General features: G+C 49.4%; 17 protein-coding genes and 4 pseudogenes. 9 read left to right on the forward strand and 12 right to left on the reverse strand.

Translation table 11 applies throughout. The annotated features are described in order from the left end of the window. Positions 1-36: 36 nt before the first annotated feature. The 11 genes and pseudogenes from H3U96_RS11410 to H3U96_RS11230 form a co-directional block, all read right to left on the reverse strand. A pseudogene (locus H3U96_RS11410) lies at positions 37-330 on the reverse strand (helix-turn-helix domain-containing protein); the annotation flags it as partial. Then, a pseudogene (locus H3U96_RS11215) lies at positions 316-528 on the reverse strand (aminoglycoside phosphotransferase family protein); the annotation flags it as partial. The pseudogenes H3U96_RS11410 and H3U96_RS11215, both read right to left, overlap by 15 nt. Beyond that, positions 528-1,331, reverse strand: a complete 804-nt coding sequence (gene aph(3'')-Ib, locus H3U96_RS06165) for an aminoglycoside O-phosphotransferase APH(3'')-Ib (RefSeq protein WP_001082319.1) — start codon at positions 1,329-1,331, stop codon at positions 528-530. The pseudogene H3U96_RS11215 and the gene aph(3'')-Ib, both read right to left, overlap by 1 nt. A 60-nt stretch (positions 1,332-1,391) precedes the next feature. Next, complete coding sequence (gene sul2 / locus H3U96_RS06170) at positions 1,392-2,207, reverse strand: sulfonamide-resistant dihydropteroate synthase Sul2 (RefSeq protein ID WP_001043260.1); 816 nt, start codon at positions 2,205-2,207, stop codon at positions 1,392-1,394. Positions 2,208-2,514: 307 nt separating this feature from the next. Then, a complete protein-coding gene (gene repC, locus H3U96_RS06175) occupies positions 2,515-3,366 on the reverse strand; it encodes a replication protein C, IncQ-type (protein WP_000240536.1) in 852 nt (283 codons plus the stop codon). Next, positions 3,353-4,192 (reverse strand): helicase RepA family protein, encoded by an 840-nt coding sequence (locus tag H3U96_RS06180; protein ID WP_000190708.1) that lies wholly within the window; start codon positions 4,190-4,192, stop codon positions 3,353-3,355. The genes repC and H3U96_RS06180 overlap by 14 nt, the downstream gene beginning before the upstream one ends. 29 nt (positions 4,193-4,221) lie before the next feature. After that, positions 4,222-4,428 carry a plasmid repression protein F gene (urfF, locus tag H3U96_RS06185; protein ID WP_007857788.1) on the reverse strand — a complete coding sequence of 69 codons (207 nt, stop codon included), beginning with the start codon at positions 4,426-4,428 and terminating at the stop codon, positions 4,222-4,224. Position 4,429: 1 nt separating this feature from the next. Continuing rightward, entirely contained in the window at positions 4,430-4,642 is a 213-nt protein-coding gene (locus tag H3U96_RS06190) for a hypothetical protein (RefSeq protein ID WP_000455501.1), read from the reverse strand. A 60-nt stretch (positions 4,643-4,702) separates the two neighbouring features. Then, positions 4,703-5,674, reverse strand: a complete 972-nt coding sequence (locus H3U96_RS11220; protein WP_010890158.1) for a DNA-primase RepB domain-containing protein — start codon at positions 5,672-5,674, stop codon at positions 4,703-4,705. Next, positions 5,671-6,084: an IncQ-type mobilization protein MobB gene (locus H3U96_RS11225; RefSeq protein WP_010890157.1), complete on the reverse strand. Its 414-nt coding sequence runs from the start codon at positions 6,082-6,084 to the stop codon at positions 5,671-5,673. Before H3U96_RS11225 ends, H3U96_RS11220 begins: the two co-directional genes overlap by 4 nt. A 154-nt stretch (positions 6,085-6,238) precedes the next feature. Then, positions 6,239-6,832: pseudogene (locus H3U96_RS11230) on the reverse strand (MobA/MobL family protein); the annotation flags it as partial. 198 nt (positions 6,833-7,030) lie between these two features. Between H3U96_RS11230 and H3U96_RS06200 the strand changes: the two are divergent. The 4 genes and pseudogenes from H3U96_RS06200 to H3U96_RS06210 all read left to right on the forward strand — a co-directional run bounded on the left by H3U96_RS06200 (position 7,031) and on the right by H3U96_RS06210 (position 11,351). Continuing rightward, positions 7,031-7,315 (forward strand): mobilization protein C, encoded by a 285-nt coding sequence (locus H3U96_RS06200; RefSeq protein WP_000238497.1) that lies wholly within the window; start codon positions 7,031-7,033, stop codon positions 7,313-7,315. Positions 7,316-7,767: 452 nt separating this feature from the next. Then, a pseudogene (locus H3U96_RS11235) lies at positions 7,768-9,225 on the forward strand (hemagglutinin repeat-containing protein); the annotation flags it as partial. 780 nt (positions 9,226-10,005) lie between these two features. Then, positions 10,006-11,022: a VENN motif pre-toxin domain-containing protein gene (locus H3U96_RS11240; protein ID WP_232347757.1), complete on the forward strand. Its 1,017-nt coding sequence runs from the start codon at positions 10,006-10,008 to the stop codon at positions 11,020-11,022. Further along, positions 11,022-11,351 (forward strand): hypothetical protein, encoded by a 330-nt coding sequence (locus H3U96_RS06210; protein ID WP_034901483.1) that lies wholly within the window; start codon positions 11,022-11,024, stop codon positions 11,349-11,351. Before H3U96_RS11240 ends, H3U96_RS06210 begins: the two co-directional genes overlap by 1 nt. 70 nt (positions 11,352-11,421) lie before the next feature. On the opposite strand, the gene H3U96_RS06215 is transcribed toward H3U96_RS06210, so the two are convergent. Further along, positions 11,422-11,724 (reverse strand): SymE family type I addiction module toxin, encoded by a 303-nt coding sequence (locus tag H3U96_RS06215; RefSeq protein ID WP_198192287.1) that lies wholly within the window; start codon positions 11,722-11,724, stop codon positions 11,422-11,424. Positions 11,725-11,995: 271 nt separating this feature from the next. Here H3U96_RS06215 and H3U96_RS11415 point away from each other — a divergent pair, with 271 nt between their 5' ends. From H3U96_RS11415 to H3U96_RS06240, 5 genes are all read left to right on the forward strand, one after another. Beyond that, the gene (locus H3U96_RS11415; RefSeq protein ID WP_370545634.1) at positions 11,996-12,376 is read left to right on the forward strand and encodes an EndoU domain-containing protein; all 381 of its coding nucleotides are present in this window, start codon (positions 11,996-11,998) and stop codon (positions 12,374-12,376) included. Position 12,377: 1 nt separating this feature from the next. Further along, positions 12,378-12,863, forward strand: a complete 486-nt coding sequence (locus tag H3U96_RS06225; protein ID WP_133052295.1) for a hypothetical protein — start codon at positions 12,378-12,380, stop codon at positions 12,861-12,863. A 253-nt stretch (positions 12,864-13,116) separates the two neighbouring features. Further along, positions 13,117-13,308 (forward strand): hypothetical protein, encoded by a 192-nt coding sequence (locus H3U96_RS06230; RefSeq protein ID WP_198195956.1) that lies wholly within the window; start codon positions 13,117-13,119, stop codon positions 13,306-13,308. Positions 13,309-13,322: 14 nt separating this feature from the next. Continuing rightward, positions 13,323-13,865 carry a hypothetical protein gene (locus H3U96_RS06235; RefSeq protein WP_198195958.1) on the forward strand — a complete coding sequence of 181 codons (543 nt, stop codon included), beginning with the start codon at positions 13,323-13,325 and terminating at the stop codon, positions 13,863-13,865. A gap of 681 nt (positions 13,866-14,546) precedes the next feature. Then, positions 14,547-15,542 carry a peptidase U32 family protein gene (locus H3U96_RS06240; protein ID WP_086356689.1) on the forward strand — a complete coding sequence of 332 codons (996 nt, stop codon included), beginning with the start codon at positions 14,547-14,549 and terminating at the stop codon, positions 15,540-15,542. Positions 15,543-15,599: the final 57 nt, after the last annotated feature.

Below are 15,599 nucleotides of genomic sequence, written 5' to 3' on the forward strand. Positions count from 1 at the left end.
AAGAAACCATTATTATCATGACATTAACCTATAGTATCACGAGGCCCTTTCGTCTTCAAGAATTTTATAAACCGTGGAGCGGGCAATACTGAGCTGATGAGCAATTTCCGTTGCACCAGTGCCCTTCTGATGAAGCGTCAGCACGACGTTCCTGTCCACGGTACGCCTGCGGCCAAATTTGATTCCTTTCAGCTTTGCTTCCTGTCGGCCCTCATTCGTGCGCTCTAGGATCCTCCGGCGTTCAGCCTGTGCCACAGCCGACAGGATGGTGACCACCATTTGCCCCATATCACCGTCGGTACTGATCCCGTCATCAATGAACCGGACTGCTCCCCTCCCATTGCGCCATACCAGATAGTCGGCCCCGCGCAGTTCATCAGCAATGTCTTCTATAGGTTTCAATCCCTTGACGATTGCAGGAGTCCCGTCTGGCAATGAAACTTTCCAAACGAGGCTGGAAAAGGTGTCCGCAATGAGAACAGGTTGCGAAACGTGCCAATGAGCAGGAAAAACAGGCGGCATGAACATCAACCCCAAGTCAGAGGGTCCAATCGCAGATAGAAGGCAAGGCGTTCGCGGTCGGGGGCTTCGATCCCCAATACATTGAATAGGACAGCGAAGGCGCGCTCTGCTTCATCTGGCGCTGCCCAGTTCTCTTCGGCGTTAGCAATCATGAGTGCCAAATCGGCATAGCGATCTGCTGTTCCGAGCCGCCCAAGGTCGATCAGACCCGTGCATTGAAGAGTTTTAGGGTCCACCATGAAGTTCGGCATGCAGGGATCACCATGGCAAACAACCATATCGGTGCGCTCTTGGTCGAGCCGCACCGGTAGCTCTCGTTCGACACGAGCCAAAAGATCGAGCTGCGGCGTACTCTTGTCCTCGTCCGGTAAGAAGTCGGGATTGACGGCATTGCGGGACACCACATCAACGGCGCGTCCGAACATTCGCGACAGCCTGCGCTCAAACGGACATTGATCAACCGATAGGCTGTGAACAGCGCCAAGTTGCTGCCCCATTGACGGCCACGCTTTGAGCAAATCCGCTCCAGACAGATCAGCCGCCGGTACTCCCGGAATTGCCGTTATCACCAAGCATGCACCCTCCTGTTCCTCCTGCCAGTTGATGACCTCGGGGCAAGCCACACCTCGACCTTTGAGCCAAATGAGGCGGTCACGCTCTCCAGCGAGCTCACCGCGGCGGGAAGCAGGTGCGATTTTCGCGAAGGCATGCCCGTCACCACGTCGAAAAACAAAATCACCAGATTCTCCGCCTCTGACAGGCAACCAGTCAGAATGCGATTCACCAAAAAAAATATTAGTTCGATTCAATGGAGGTTCCTTCAGTTTTCTGATGAAGCGCGAATATAGAGAAATATCCCGAATGTGCAGTTAACGAATTCTTGCGGTTTCTTTCAGCGCCGCCAATACCGCCAGCCCGTCGCGCAAGGGGCGCGGCTCGTGTGTGCGGATGAAGTCAGCTCCACCTGCGGCGGCGGCAAGCTCTGCAGCGAGTGTCGCGGCCCCGACATCCCCCGGACCACGGCCTGTGAGCGCGCGCAGAAAGGATTTGCGCGAAACAGACAGAAGCACCGGCAAATCGAAGCGCAGCCGCAATTCATCGAACCGCGCCAGCACCGAGAGCGAGGTTTCGGGAGCAGCCCCCAGAAAAAACCCCATGCCGGGATCAAGGACAAGGCGGTTGCGTTTGATACCGGCACCCGTCAGCGCCGCGATGCGCGCGTCAAAGAACGCCGCAATGTGATCCATGATGTCGCCAGCGGGTGCCTCGCGCCGATCTGCCTGCCCGTCTTGCACCGAATGCATAACGACGAGTTTGGCAGATGATTTCGCCAATTGCGGATAGAACGCAGCGTCTGGAAAACCGCGAATATCATTGAGATAGGCCACACCACGCGACAAGGCATAGGCTTGCGTCGCGGGTTGATAACTGTCGAGCGAGACGGGAATGCCATCTGCCTTGAGCGCGTCCAGCACCGGCGCGATACGCGCGATTTCTGTGTCGGACGAAACAGGCGCGGCGTCGGGATTGCTGGATGCCGGACCGAGGTCGATCACATCTGCCCCCTCGGCCATCAGCTTACGCGCCTGCGCAATGGCTGCGTCTGGCGCCAGATACCGGCCTCCATCGGAGAAACTGTCCGAGGTTATGTTGACGATGCCGAAAATGATGAGCGATTTATTCATGGGGGCTTCTATAATAATAATAATCGAGCATGAGTATCATACGGATGCTCGGGTCGAAAGGGAATCCCCAGGCGAGTAACCTGTTTGCGGTGATCCATTAGCTGCAGGAGCAGAATAGCATACATCTGGAAGCAAAGCAAGGAAAGCGGCCTATGGAGCTGTGCGGCAGCGCTCAGTAGGCAATTTTTCAAAATATTGTTAAGCCTTTTCTGAGCATGGTATTTTTCATGGTATTACCAATTAGCAGGAAAATAAGCCATTGAATATAAAAGATAAAAATGTCTTGTTTACAATAGAGTGGGGGGGGTCAGCCTGCCGCCTTGGGCCGGGTGATGTCGTACTTGCCCGCCGCGAACTCGGTTACCGTCCAGCCCAGCGCGACCAGCTCCGGCAACGCCTCGCGCACCCGCTGGCGGCGCTTGCGCATGGTCGAACCACTGGCCTCTGACGGCCAGACATAGCCGCACAAGGTATCTATGGAAGCCTTGCCGGTTTTGCCGGGGTCGATCCAGCCACACAGCCGCTGGTGCAGCAGGCGGGCGGTTTCGCTGTCCAGCGCCCGCACCTCGTCCATGCTGATGCGCACATGCTGGCCGCCACCCATGACGGCCTGCGCGATCAAGGGGTTCAGGGCCACGTACAGGCGCCCGTCCGCCTCGTCGCTGGCGTACTCCGACAGCAGCCGAAACCCCTGCCGCTTGCGGCCATTCTGGGCGATGATGGATACCTTCCAAAGGCGCTCGATGCAGTCCTGTATGTGCTTGAGCGCCCCACCACTATCGACCTCTGCCCCGATTTCCTTTGCCAGCGCCCGATAGCTACCTTTGACCACCATGGCATCAGCGGTGACGGCCTCCCACTTGGGTTCCAGGAACAGCCGGAGCTGCCGTCCGCCTTCGGTCTTGGGTTCCGGGCCAAGCACTAGGCCATTAGGCCCAGCCATGGCCACCAGCCCTTGCAGGATGCGCAGATCATCAGCGCCCAGCGGCTCCGGGCCGCTGAACTCGATCCGCTTGCCGTCGCCGTAGTCATACGTCACGTCCAGCTTGCTGCGCTTGCGCTCGCCCCGCTTGAGGGCACGGAACAGGCCGGGGGCCAGACAGTGCGCCGGGTCGTGCCGGACGTGGCTGAGGCTGTGCTTGTTCTTAGGCTTCACCACGGGGCACCCCCTTGCTCTTGCGCTGCCTCTCCAGCACGGCGGGCTTGAGCACCCCGCCGTCATGCCGCCTGAACCACCGATCAGCGAACGGTGCGCCATAGTTGGCCTTGCTCACACCGAAGCGGACGAAGAACCGGCGCTGGTCGTCGTCCACACCCCATTCCTCGGCCTCGGCGCTGGTCATGCTCGACAGGTAGGACTGCCAGCGGATGTTATCGACCAGTACCGAGCTGCCCCGGCTGGCCTGCTGCTGGTCGCCTGCGCCCATCATGGCCGCGCCCTTGCTGGCATGGTGCAGGAACACGATAGAGCACCCGGTATCGGCGGCGATGGCCTCCATGCGACCGATGACCTGGGCCATGGGGCCGCTGGCGTTTTCTTCCTCGATGTGGAACCGGCGCAGCGTGTCCAGCACCATCAGGCGGCGGCCCTCGGCGGCGCGCTTGAGGCCGTCGAACCACTCCGGGGCCATGATGTTGGGCAGGCTGCCGATCAGCGGCTGGATCAGCAGGCCGTCAGCCACGGCTTGCCGTTCCTCGGCGCTGAGGTGCGCCCCAAGGGCGTGCAGGCGGTGATGAATGGCGGTGGGCGGGTCTTCGGCGGGCAGGTAGATCACCGGGCCGGTGGGCAGTTCGCCCACCTCCAGCAGATCCGGCCCGCCTGCAATCTGTGCGGCCAGTTGCAGGGCCAGCATGGATTTACCGGCACCACCGGGCGACACCAGCGCCCCGACCGTACCGGCCACCATGTTGGGCAAAACGTAGTCCAGCGGTGGCGGCGCTGCTGCGAACGCCTCCAGAATATTGATAGGCTTATGGGTAGCCATTGATTGCCTCCTTTGCAGGCAGTTGGTGGTTAGGCGCTGGCGGGGTCACTACCCCCGCCCTGCGCCGCTCTGAGTTCTTCCAGGCACTCGCGCAGCGCCTCGTATTCGTCGTCGGTCAGCCAGAACTTGCGCTGACGCATCCCTTTGGCCTTCATGCGCTCGGCATATCGCGCTTGGCGTACAGCGTCAGGGCTGGCCAGCAGGTCGCCGGTCTGCTTGTCCTTTTGGTCTTTCATATCAGTCACCGAGAAACTTGCCGGGGCCGAAAGGCTTGTCTTCGCGGAACAAGGACAAGGTGCAGCCGTCAAGGTTAAGGCTGGCCATATCAGCGACTGAAAAGCGGCCAGCCTCGGCCTTGTTTGACGTATAACCAAAGCCACCGGGCAACCAATAGCCCTTGTCACTTTTGATCAGGTAGACCGACCCTGAAGCGCTTTTTTCGTATTCCATAAAACCCCCTTCTGTGCGTGAGTACTCATAGTATAACAGGCGTGAGTACCAACGCAAGCACTACATGCTGAAATCTGGCCCGCCCCTGTCCATGCCTCGCTGGCGGGGTGCCGGTGCCCGTGCCAGCTCGGCCCGCGCAAGCTGGACGCTGGGCAGACCCATGACCTTGCTGACGGTGCGCTCGATGTAATCCGCTTCGTGGCCGGGCTTGCGCTCTGCCAGCGCTGGGCTGGCCTCGGCCATGGCCTTGCCGATTTCCTCGGCACTGCGGCCCCGGCTGGCCAGCTTCTGCGCGGCGATAAAGTCGCACTTGCTGAGGTCATCACCGAAGCGCTTGACCAGCCCGGCCATCTCGCTGCGGTACTCGTCCAGCGCCGTGCGCCGGTGGCGGCTAAGCTGCCGCTCGGGCAGTTCGAGGCTGGCCAGCCTGCGGGCCTTCTCCTGCTGCCGCTGGGCCTGCTCGATCTGCTGGCCAGCCTGCTGCACCAGCGCCGGGCCAGCGGTGGCGGTCTTGCCCTTGGATTCACGCAGCAGCACCCACGGCTGATAACCGGCGCGGGTGGTGTGCTTGTCCTTGCGGTTGGTGAAGCCCGCCAAGCGGCCATAGTGGCGGCTGTCGGCGCTGGCCGGGTCGGCGTCGTACTCGCTGGCCAGCGTCCGGGCAATCTGCCCCCGAAGTTCACCGCCTGCGGCGTCGGCCACCTTGACCCATGCCTGATAGTTCTTCGGGCTGGTTTCCACTACCAGGGCAGGCTCCCGGCCCTCGGCTTTCATGTCATCCAGGTCAAACTCGCTGAGGTCGTCCACCAGCACCAGACCATGCCGCTCCTGCTCGGCGGGCCTGATATACACGTCATTGCCCTGGGCATTCATCCGCTTGAGCCATGGCGTGTTCTGGAGCACTTCGGCGGCTGACCATTCCCGGTTCATCATCTGGCCGGTGGTGGCGTCCCTGACGCCGATATCGAAGCGCTCACAGCCCATGGCCTTGAGCTGTCGGCCTATGGCCTGCAAAGTCCTGTCGTTCTTCATCGGGCCACCAAGCGCAGCCAGATCGAGCCGTCCTCGGTTGTCAGTGGCGTCAGGTCGAGCAAGAGCAACGATGCGATCAGCAGCACCACCGTAGGCATCATGGAAGCCAGCATCACGGTTAGCCATAGCTTCCAGTGCCACCCCCGCGACGCGCTCCGGGCGCTCTGCGCGGCGCTGCTCACCTCGGCGGCTACCTCCCGCAACTCTTTGGCCAGCTCCACCCATGCCGCCCCTGTCTGGCGCTGGGCTTTCAGCCACTCCGCCGCCTGCGCCTCGCTGGCCTGCTGGGTCTGGCTCATGACCTGCCGGGCTTCGTCGGCCAGTGTCGCCATGCTCTGGGCCAGCGGTTCGATCTGCTCCGCTAACTCGTTGATGCCTCTGGATTTCTTCACTCTGTCGATTGCGTTCATGGTCTATTGCCTCCCGGTATTCCTGTAAGTCGATGATCTGGGCGTTGGCGGTGTCGATGTTCAGGGCCACGTCTGCCCGGTCGGTGCGGATGCCCCGGCCTTCCATCTCCACCACGTTCGGCCCCAGGTGAACACCGGGCAGGCGCTCGATGCCCTGCGCCTCAAGTGTTCTGTGGTCAATGCGGGCGTCGTGGCCAGCCCGCTCTAATGCCCGGTTGGCATGGTCGGCCCATGCCTCGCGGGTCTGCTCAAGCCATGCCTTGGGCTTGAGCGCTTCGGTCTTCTGTGCCCCGCCCTTCTCCGGGGTCTTGCCGTTGTACCGCTTGAACCACTGAGCGGCGGGCCGCTCGATGCCGTCATTGATCCGCTCGGAGATCATCAGGTGGCAGTGCGGGTTCTCGCCGCCACCGGCATGGATGGCCAGCGTATACGGCAGGCGCTCGGCACCGGTCAGGTGCTGGGCGAACTCGGACGCCAGCGCCTTCTGCTGGTCGAGGGTCAGCTCGACCGGCAGGGCAAATTCGACCTCCTTGAACAGCCGCCCATTGGCGCGTTCATACAGGTCGGCAGCATCCCAGTAGTCGGCGGGCCGCTCGACGAACTCCGGCATGTGCCCGGATTCGGCGTGCAAGACTTCATCCATGTCGCGGGCATACTTGCCTTCGCGCTGGATGTAGTCGGCCTTGGCCCTGGCCGATTGGCCGCCCGACCTGCTGCCGGTTTTCGCCGTAAGGTGATAAATCGCCATGCTGCCTCGCTGTTGCTTTTGCTTTTCGGCTCCATGCAATGGCCCTCGGAGAGCGCACCGCCCGAAGGGTGGCCGTTAGGCCAGTTTCTCGAAGAGAAACCGGTAAGTGCGCCCTCCCCTACAAAGTAGGGTCGGGATTGCCGCCGCTGTGCCTCCATGATAGCCTACGAGACAGCACATTAACAATGGGGTGTCAAGATGGTTAAGGGGAGCAACAAGGCGGCGGATCGGCTGGCCAAGCTCGAAGAACAACGAGCGCGAATCAATGCCGAAATTCAGCGGGTGCGGGCAAGGGAACAGCAGCAAGAGCGCAAGAACGAAACAAGGCGCAAGGTGCTGGTGGGGGCCATGATTTTGGCCAAGGTGAACAGCAGCGAGTGGCCGGAGGATCGGCTCATGGCGGCAATGGATGCGTACCTTGAACGCGACCACGACCGCGCCTTGTTCGGTCTGCCGCCACGCCAGAAGGATGAGCCGGGCTGAATGATCGACCGAGACAGGCCCTGCGGGGCTGCACACGCGCCCCCACCCTTCGGGTAGGGGGAAAGGCCGCTAAAGCGGCTAAAAGCGCTCCAGCGTATTTCTGCGGGGTTTGGTGTGGGGTTTAGCGGGCTTTGCCCGCCTTTCCCCCTGCCGCGCAGCGGTGGGGCGGTGTGTAGCCTAGCGCAGCGAATAGACCAGCTATCCGGCCTCTGGCCGGGCATATTGGGCAAGGGCAGCAGCGCCCCACAAGGGCGCTGATAACCGCGCCTAGTGGATTATTCTTAGATAATCATGGATGGATTTTTCCAACACCCCGCCAGCCCCCGCCCCTGCTGGGTGTTTGCTGAAGAGGGTTTTGGCGGGTGTTGCTTTGTGCTGATGGCGGATTCTGATATAGCCCACCGTGTAATAGTCAGGAAAGGGATGTACAAGGGCAACTAACGCATGGCGATGTTGTCATTAAAGGAAGTGACTTAACCGCAGGAGAAGCAATTATTATCGATGCTAACCGTCATGTTGCTATTGAAACCTCGGCAGATAAACAATTGGAGCACAGTAAAACAACGAGTAAAAATTGGAGTGCCACGACAGCAGCGCCGACAGCGGGTTCATCGGTACGATTTATCAACGGCAGTCCAAATCATGGTGCGGGTATCTTACCTTATGGTAGTGAAAGCTCTGGTAATCGAAGTAATAGTGATGTAGTGGGTCAAAATGCCTCCACGCTCACGGCAAATAACATTGCTATCAATAGCCGTGAAGGCAATATCGACATAAAAGGAAGCCTATTAAACTCACAATATGATATTAATTTACATGCAGCAAAAGGCCATGTAGATATTAGCGCCAGCACCAATCAATCACACAGTGAAAATAAAGGTTACCATAAAGTGATTGGTGAGCTTGGTGGCGATGGCTATAGTGGCACAGTTGGTTACCAACATTCACGATATAAAGAGTTAGAAGATAAAGCAACACAAAGTAATATTCGCAGTGGACTTAACAGTACAAAAGGCAATATTAATGTCGTTGCAGGTGATGATGTTAAACTGGCGGGTGTTGATATTAGTGCCGGTAAATCTGTCAACCTCACGGGTAAAAATGTCATTATGGAAACCAGTGAAGACAGTCTGCACCAAAAAACGCAGAGCAGTAATAAACAATATGGTGTTACGGTTTCTACCTCCGGCTATGCGGTTACAGCGGCACAGTCAATTGAAAAGGCCGCCAAAGCAATTGAAAATAAGGAAGACAAACGTTTAGCGGCGATTTATATGGCACAAGCTGGGGTGAATGCCGCACAAGCTAATTTAACGGCGGCTGATTCCTCAGCGGAAATAAACCGACCAACCGTAAATGCTGAAAATAATGCTAATGATGGTGATGGTGGTTCTGCCTCTTTAATTAAAGTCAATGTAAGTGTAACGGCAGATAACTCAAAACAAAAAACAGAGTATCACAACAATGCTCAAACAGGCACGGTGATCCATGCGGGTCAAAATGTGAATATCAATGCAGAAGAGAACATTGAAGGGAAAGGCGTTGATATTACCGGGCAAAACATCAATCTCAATGCGGGGAATGATATCAAATTTGATGCCGCCCACAGCACTGAAAAATTGAAAAGTACCGATTCAGGCAGTCACTATGGTGCCGGTGTTGGCTTTGGATTAGTGGGCGGGCAAAATGGTTTTTCAATTGAGTTAGCCGCCAGTAAATCCAAAGGTAAAGAAAACGGTACCAGTGATATCAATCACAACAGCACCATCACCGCCAGTAATACACTTAACATCCAGAGTGGTCGTGATGTTATTTTAACGGGCGCGGAGTTATCTGGTGAGCAAGTTATTGCCGATATAGGCCGTCACTTAACCATCAGTAGTGAACAAGATAAAGAAAAATACGATGCTAAACACACCTCTGTTGGTGCAAGTGCCAGCATCTGCGTACCACCATTTTGCTATGGAGCAAGTAGTGCGAGTGCTAATTTTGCCCAAGATAAAATGAAAAGTGATTATGAATCGGTTAACGAGCAATCGGGCATATTTGCCGGCAGTGGTGGTTATGATATTACCGTGGGCGAACATACCCAATTAAATGGCGCGGTGATAGCCTCGAAAGCTGACCCGTCAAAAAATCGCTTAGATACCGGCACTATAGGCTTTACTGATATTGAAAACAAAGCGGAATATGATGTCAGCAGCATCTCTGGCTCGGTTGGGGTAAGTAAAGGACAGGGTAGTGGCGGTTTTTCACCGACCAGTGGTCAACCCACCATTTATGACCACAACGATGAAGCCTCGAATATTACCCATGCGGCAATCAGTGACGGTGAGTTAATCATTCGTGACCCAGATAAACAAACACAAGATATTAATGAACTCAGTCATGATACCGAAAATGCCCATAGCAAACTCAAACCAATCTTTAATAAAGAGGATGAGCAGACCAGATTAAACATTGTTACTAGCTTAAAAGAGTTAGGCGAACAGGTAAAAGAGCTTGAACGCACTATTCATAAAGATGCCGGTAAAGACTCGCAAGATGGCAAAATGGGCAATGACTTTAGTAAAGGCGTTGACTCAGCCGTATCAATTATTACCGGCATTATCACCGGCGATATGACCGGCGGCCTTGCTGGCGCTAGTGCACCATGGTTAGCTGAGCAGATAAAACTGCACACCGGGCATATGGGTGAAGATGGTAAATGGCAAACCGATGATATTGCCAGCAACTTAATTGCTCATGCAATACTTGGTGCGGTAGTGGCTGAACTGCAAGGTAACTCAGCATTATCAGGAGGTGTTGGTGCAGTAAGCGGAGAGCTAGCGAGTAAAGCAATTATCAACACCCTTTATGGTGGTAAAGATGCCAGCGAGTTAACCGAAGATGAAAAACAAACCATCAGCGCACTATCTCAACTAGCTACTGGTCTTGCCATAGCCGCTGGCGGTGGTAATATTAGCGATGCTAGCACAGCAATTCGTAGCAGTAAAAATGCGGTTGAGAATAATTATTTGAGTGTAAATGAAGCTAAGCGAAAAGCTTATTTGACTTGGATAAAGCCAAACTATCTAGGTGAGGAATTAACAGAAGATGAAAAGAAAGAATTAGAAAATCTCAATAAACTAGATAAAGAACGAGATCAAATTTTACAGGATAATTGTTCATTGGGTAACATCTCAAGCTCAGCTTGTAAAGGATTGCTGCAAGAAGCATGGGAAATGCAGAATGAATATGAAAAAGAGGTTGCTCAACAGTATAAATATGTTATGGCTGCACATGGAACTGTATCTTCATTGGCTGGTTTGTATGGAGGAGTAAATTTTACGCAACCAAATACCAATATAGGTAAACCCGGTAATATTGTTAATAAGGTTGATGATATTGCTGTAAAAGGGAGTATTCCCGAAATTAAAGGTACTCAAGTCGGATTAAGAGATCCTGCTCAAATTGATTTAATGAAAAGCGATATGCTAAACGGAAGTTTTGAGTTCACGGCTACAAGAGGAAAAATTGCAGGATATATTGATAGTAAAGGAAATTATTATATTACCGAAGGTCATCATAGAATGGCAGCAGCTCAAGAAATATACAAAACTACAGGTGATGCAACATATATCCATAAGCTATTAGAAAATGGTAAATGGGATAAAACTAATAAAGTCCCTGTTGATGCACTGCCTCTACCAACAAGGAAATCATGATGAAGAAAAATGAAATATATGTGGAAATGTTAGGACGAACATTAACTTATATAAGAAACGTGCAGTCACAAGACTCGATTAGAAAGGCGAAAGATATATCATGTTATTATGAGGCTGAATTAGTTCATAATTTATTAATTACTATTTTTGATGCTGAATTTGAGCAGCATGATATTTGGTTTTTAAATCATCAGGCTCGATATTATTATGAGAACTGTAATACCGAAATATCTATTAATTATGATAAGCAAGTTAGTTTTATTAAAGAACTCTTTGCTATGGTTCCTGTAGAACTTAAAAATAAGCTGACATGGAATGGACCCATATAATTTGATCCATTACATGCCATTAGTGAAGTTAACCTCAACTCAATGATAGGGTGGATTCTGACTATCCGTTTTACTGATTAAGCTTAACGGTGATATCACAGATGCGCTGCTGGGTCTGTTGTATCTCTTCGAGTAACTTACGGTTATCCGTCTGGTGTTTAGGTTCGGTGATGATGACTAAACAACCCTGCATCACCCGGATAATCAGCGGTGTACCGGTGGTAAACCCGGCCTGATTTAGCCATTTACCCTTAAGATGAATAGCCGGAATACTGTCATCACTGCGGGACGGCAGATAACCAACGGTGTAATGCCGTTCAATCTTGCTCTTCTGGACAATCATCTTATCCAACGTAGAATATACCTTAGTCATAATAACTACTCCTATAGTTGTTGTGATTAGTAGGTTAGCGGTGGTGGTACACCGTTAATCTGCGTCTATTTTACTGCTCTTCTTTAGCCGCCTTGTCTTATTCAATCAACTGCTTAGCCTGATGTTTTAAAATAATGCTGGAAAAGGCACGACGAGTACAGAAAGTAAAGTAGGAGAGTATCTCGAAGACTTTAAACCATCACCAACACCGACCGAGTTAGTTCAACAACAAGCAGGTAAAGGTACTCAGGTAACAATCAATACCGATCACATTTTAAATGGTGAAATTAAGACTTATAGAGACGGCACGAAGGTTGGAACAGGAGGACATTATTTAAAAGATCCAAATATTAAAGTAGATAAGTGGACAGGTGAAGCCGATGCAAATGGTGTCACGAAAGGGTATATATCGGTCAGAGATCCTGCTACAGGTAAGTGGTATGAAAAGCAGGGTGAAACAACATTCTTCCCTAAGCATTGGTCTAAACGTCAAACTGAAAAGGAAATAAAAAGTGCTTTTGAAAATTCAAAAAGAATACCAAACACAGAAATGTGGGAAGGAACGTCTTCAAGTGGTTTAAAAATGCAAGGATTTTATAAAAAACCTGATGGAACAGGAGCAACAGCATGGCCTATTTATGGGAAAAAATAATATGTTAAATGATAAAATTATATTCTGGTGGGATAATTCAAGTTTTCTTCCTACAGGTGGAAAACTTGTAAAACATCCTAACAGCAAAAAGATATTTGGCTTTGGAGCAAGAGAAATAGCTGATTGGCTAAGAGTTGATATTCAATATTCAATAAACTCAGTCAATATCTGGATTAATAATCTAACCGATTTAGCAAATAGTCGAGCACCGGACGGCATGTTTGGTGTTGGTAATGCTCATTGGGTATTAATTACCGGCGATTACGTTTTTATTGGTACTGAATATGTTGAAGAGCAACAGGTTATCCTTACTAGGGAACAGCTTTTATATGTTCTGGAACAATATAAAGCCTTTTTAGAAGGGAACTATGAAGATCCTAATAATCCACCCGCTCCGATAGATGTAGAGTTTATTGCCGAAGGGCAAGAGGCGGTTGATCTCTATAATAGTTTAGAAGGAAGTCATCAAGTTTTCTATCTTGAATAACAAGGATGAGTAGACAAAATAAAACATTGTCACGAGCTTAAAAGAGTTAGGCGAACAGGTAAAAGAGCTCGAACGCACTATTCATAAAGATGCCGGTAAAACGTTAACTCCTGATTTTAATGCTCAGGAAAGCTATCTGAATGGTCAAAAGGTAAAATGGGGAACAGACGGGAGTGTAAGACCAGATTTTTGTAATGGTACTACTTGTTCAATAGAAGTAAAAAATTATGATATACAAAATAATATTAATGGTTTGATTGATAATGTTTCCAAACAAGCCATTGATAGAAAAAAACATCTACCATCAGGAGTACAACAATTAGTTGTAATAGATATTCGCGGTCAGAAAATGACTGCCGCACAGCAATTTAAAATAAAACAGGGTATAAAAAATAAATCAAATGGAATAATTAAGCCTGAACAAATTGAATTTAAAACAAAATAGGAGGTGAGTAAATTATGTTAATAAAAATTGGTTTCAGAGGTGGTGGGTCAGTATATGAATTAGGTACAGATAGTGATATGCAGCTATTTTTTGACTGTATTTTATATTATGTTTTACCTAAATATCCTGACCAAAATTGGTCACTGATTACTGACCGTTTATATCGTCGTTATTTAAAATTAGAAGAGTTAGATGCCGCCGTAGCATTAATGAAATTGGTAGAAAAAGAGTTTAAACAGTTAGATAGAGAAGCATTTGACTGGAGTAAAATATTATCAGGTCAAGTTAAAAGTGATTTAGATAGAGCTAAATCAACTTTATTTGAAATTTTTGGTAAATATTTTGAAGCATTTTATGAGTGTATTGAATGTGCTATAAGAAATTATGAATGGTTTAAATCAGATCCCGATTATAAATATCAACCGGTAATGGTAGCATATACTACAATACCGGATTTAATTACCTACAAGCTAATCCCTTTATCTGTTTTCGATAATTTACAACCTGATGAAAAACCAATTTGGTGGACAGGTAAAATTCCTAAAACCACAACTTAGTTACTTTTTAACTTACCTCTAATCCCCTTTACCTAAAAATTTTAAGGAAAGGGGGGGATAGATATTATTACTGATTTTAATTTCACATTAATGTTGTTTTATTTAGTTCGTTTAGTATGTCAAAATCCTGATGTCTAAAATTATCTTCAGCGACTTATTATTGCTTTATTAATAGCCCACGGATATTCAAATATCAATAAGACGGTATACACTCCTCAATTATTTTCACAAAATAAACCTAAATAAAGCAAATCAAAATAACCATTATCTAAAAAATATAATCACCAATTAGAACTGTTACTGGTAATGACAGTTTTTCACCGATTGGTGGATAACCTCGTTTATTACCACAACGATGAAGTATTGAATATCATTCATTCAACAATAAGCAATGGTGAATTAATCATGTTGCTATATTTTATTAGGGAAAATATAAAATAAACATTTCTAAGTCGCAGGCGAAAGTCATTAACTTTTACCTAGGTATGGCAAAGATTATGCCTAGATAGTTGATAACAGAAACAATTTCATCATTAATTATCTTTGTTAGGCTTTTTACATGACACTATTGATCTATCATTTGTTATGTTTTTAGTGACTTTGCCTGCTTTCTATTCGCATTACAGCCAGAATTATTGCATAATACACGGCGAATAAAATGCAGAATCTAAAGGTATAAATATGGAACTTCTTTGCCCTGCCGGCTCGTTACCATCATTAAAAATAGCAATCGATAACGGTGCTGATGCCGTTTATATTGGTTTGAAAGATGATACCAATGCTCGCCATTTTGCGGGATTAAATTTTAATGAAAAGCGTTTAATTGAAGCATCTGAATATGTACATAAGCATGGTAAAAAGTTACACATCGCAATTAATACCTTCGCTCATCCGGAAAACTTTGAACGCTGGCAATATGCAGTCGATACAGCAGCAAACATTGGTGCCGATGCCCTAATCATTGCTGATTTAGCCATGCTTGATTATGCAGCCGAAAAACATCCTAATCTTGAGCGCCACGTCTCGGTTCAAGCATCATCAACCAATGAAGAATCAATTAAGTTTTATCATAATAACTTCCAGGTACATCGTATTGTTTTACCGCGAGTGTTATCCATGCATCAAGTAAAACAGTTATCACAAGTCTCTCCAGTGCCATTGGAAGTATTTGCATTCGGCAGTCTATGTATTATGGCGGAAGGTCGCTGTTATTTATCCTCATATTTAACCGGCGAATCTCCCAATACCGTAGGAGCTTGTTCACCAGCGAAATTTGTCCGTTGGGAAGAGACCGATAAAGGACTTGAATCTAGACTGAATAATGTATTAATCGATTGCCATAAGAAAGGTGAAAATGCGGGTTACCCAACCTTATGTAAAGGACGCTATTTTGTTGGCAATGAACTGTATCACCCGATTGAAGAACCAACAAGTTTAAATACCATTGAACTGTTACCTGAACTATTTGCGGCTAATATTGCCTCAGTAAAAATTGAGGGTCGTCAACGTAGTCCAGCTTATGTGGAACAAGTGACTAAAGTTTGGCGACAAGCTATTGATCGTTATAAAGCGAATCCGCAAACATTCCAAGCAGAAAAGAACTGGATGGATACATTAGGATCAGTATCAGAAGGTACACAAACGACATTAGGTGCTTACCACCGTAAATGGCAATAGAATGTAAACATATTTGTTCATGTTTACCAATAAAATAAACATGATACTAATCTAAAT

This window comes from Gilliamella sp. M0364, assembly GCF_016100565.1.
Classification (GTDB): Bacteria; Pseudomonadota; Gammaproteobacteria; order Enterobacterales; family Orbaceae; genus Gilliamella; species Gilliamella apis.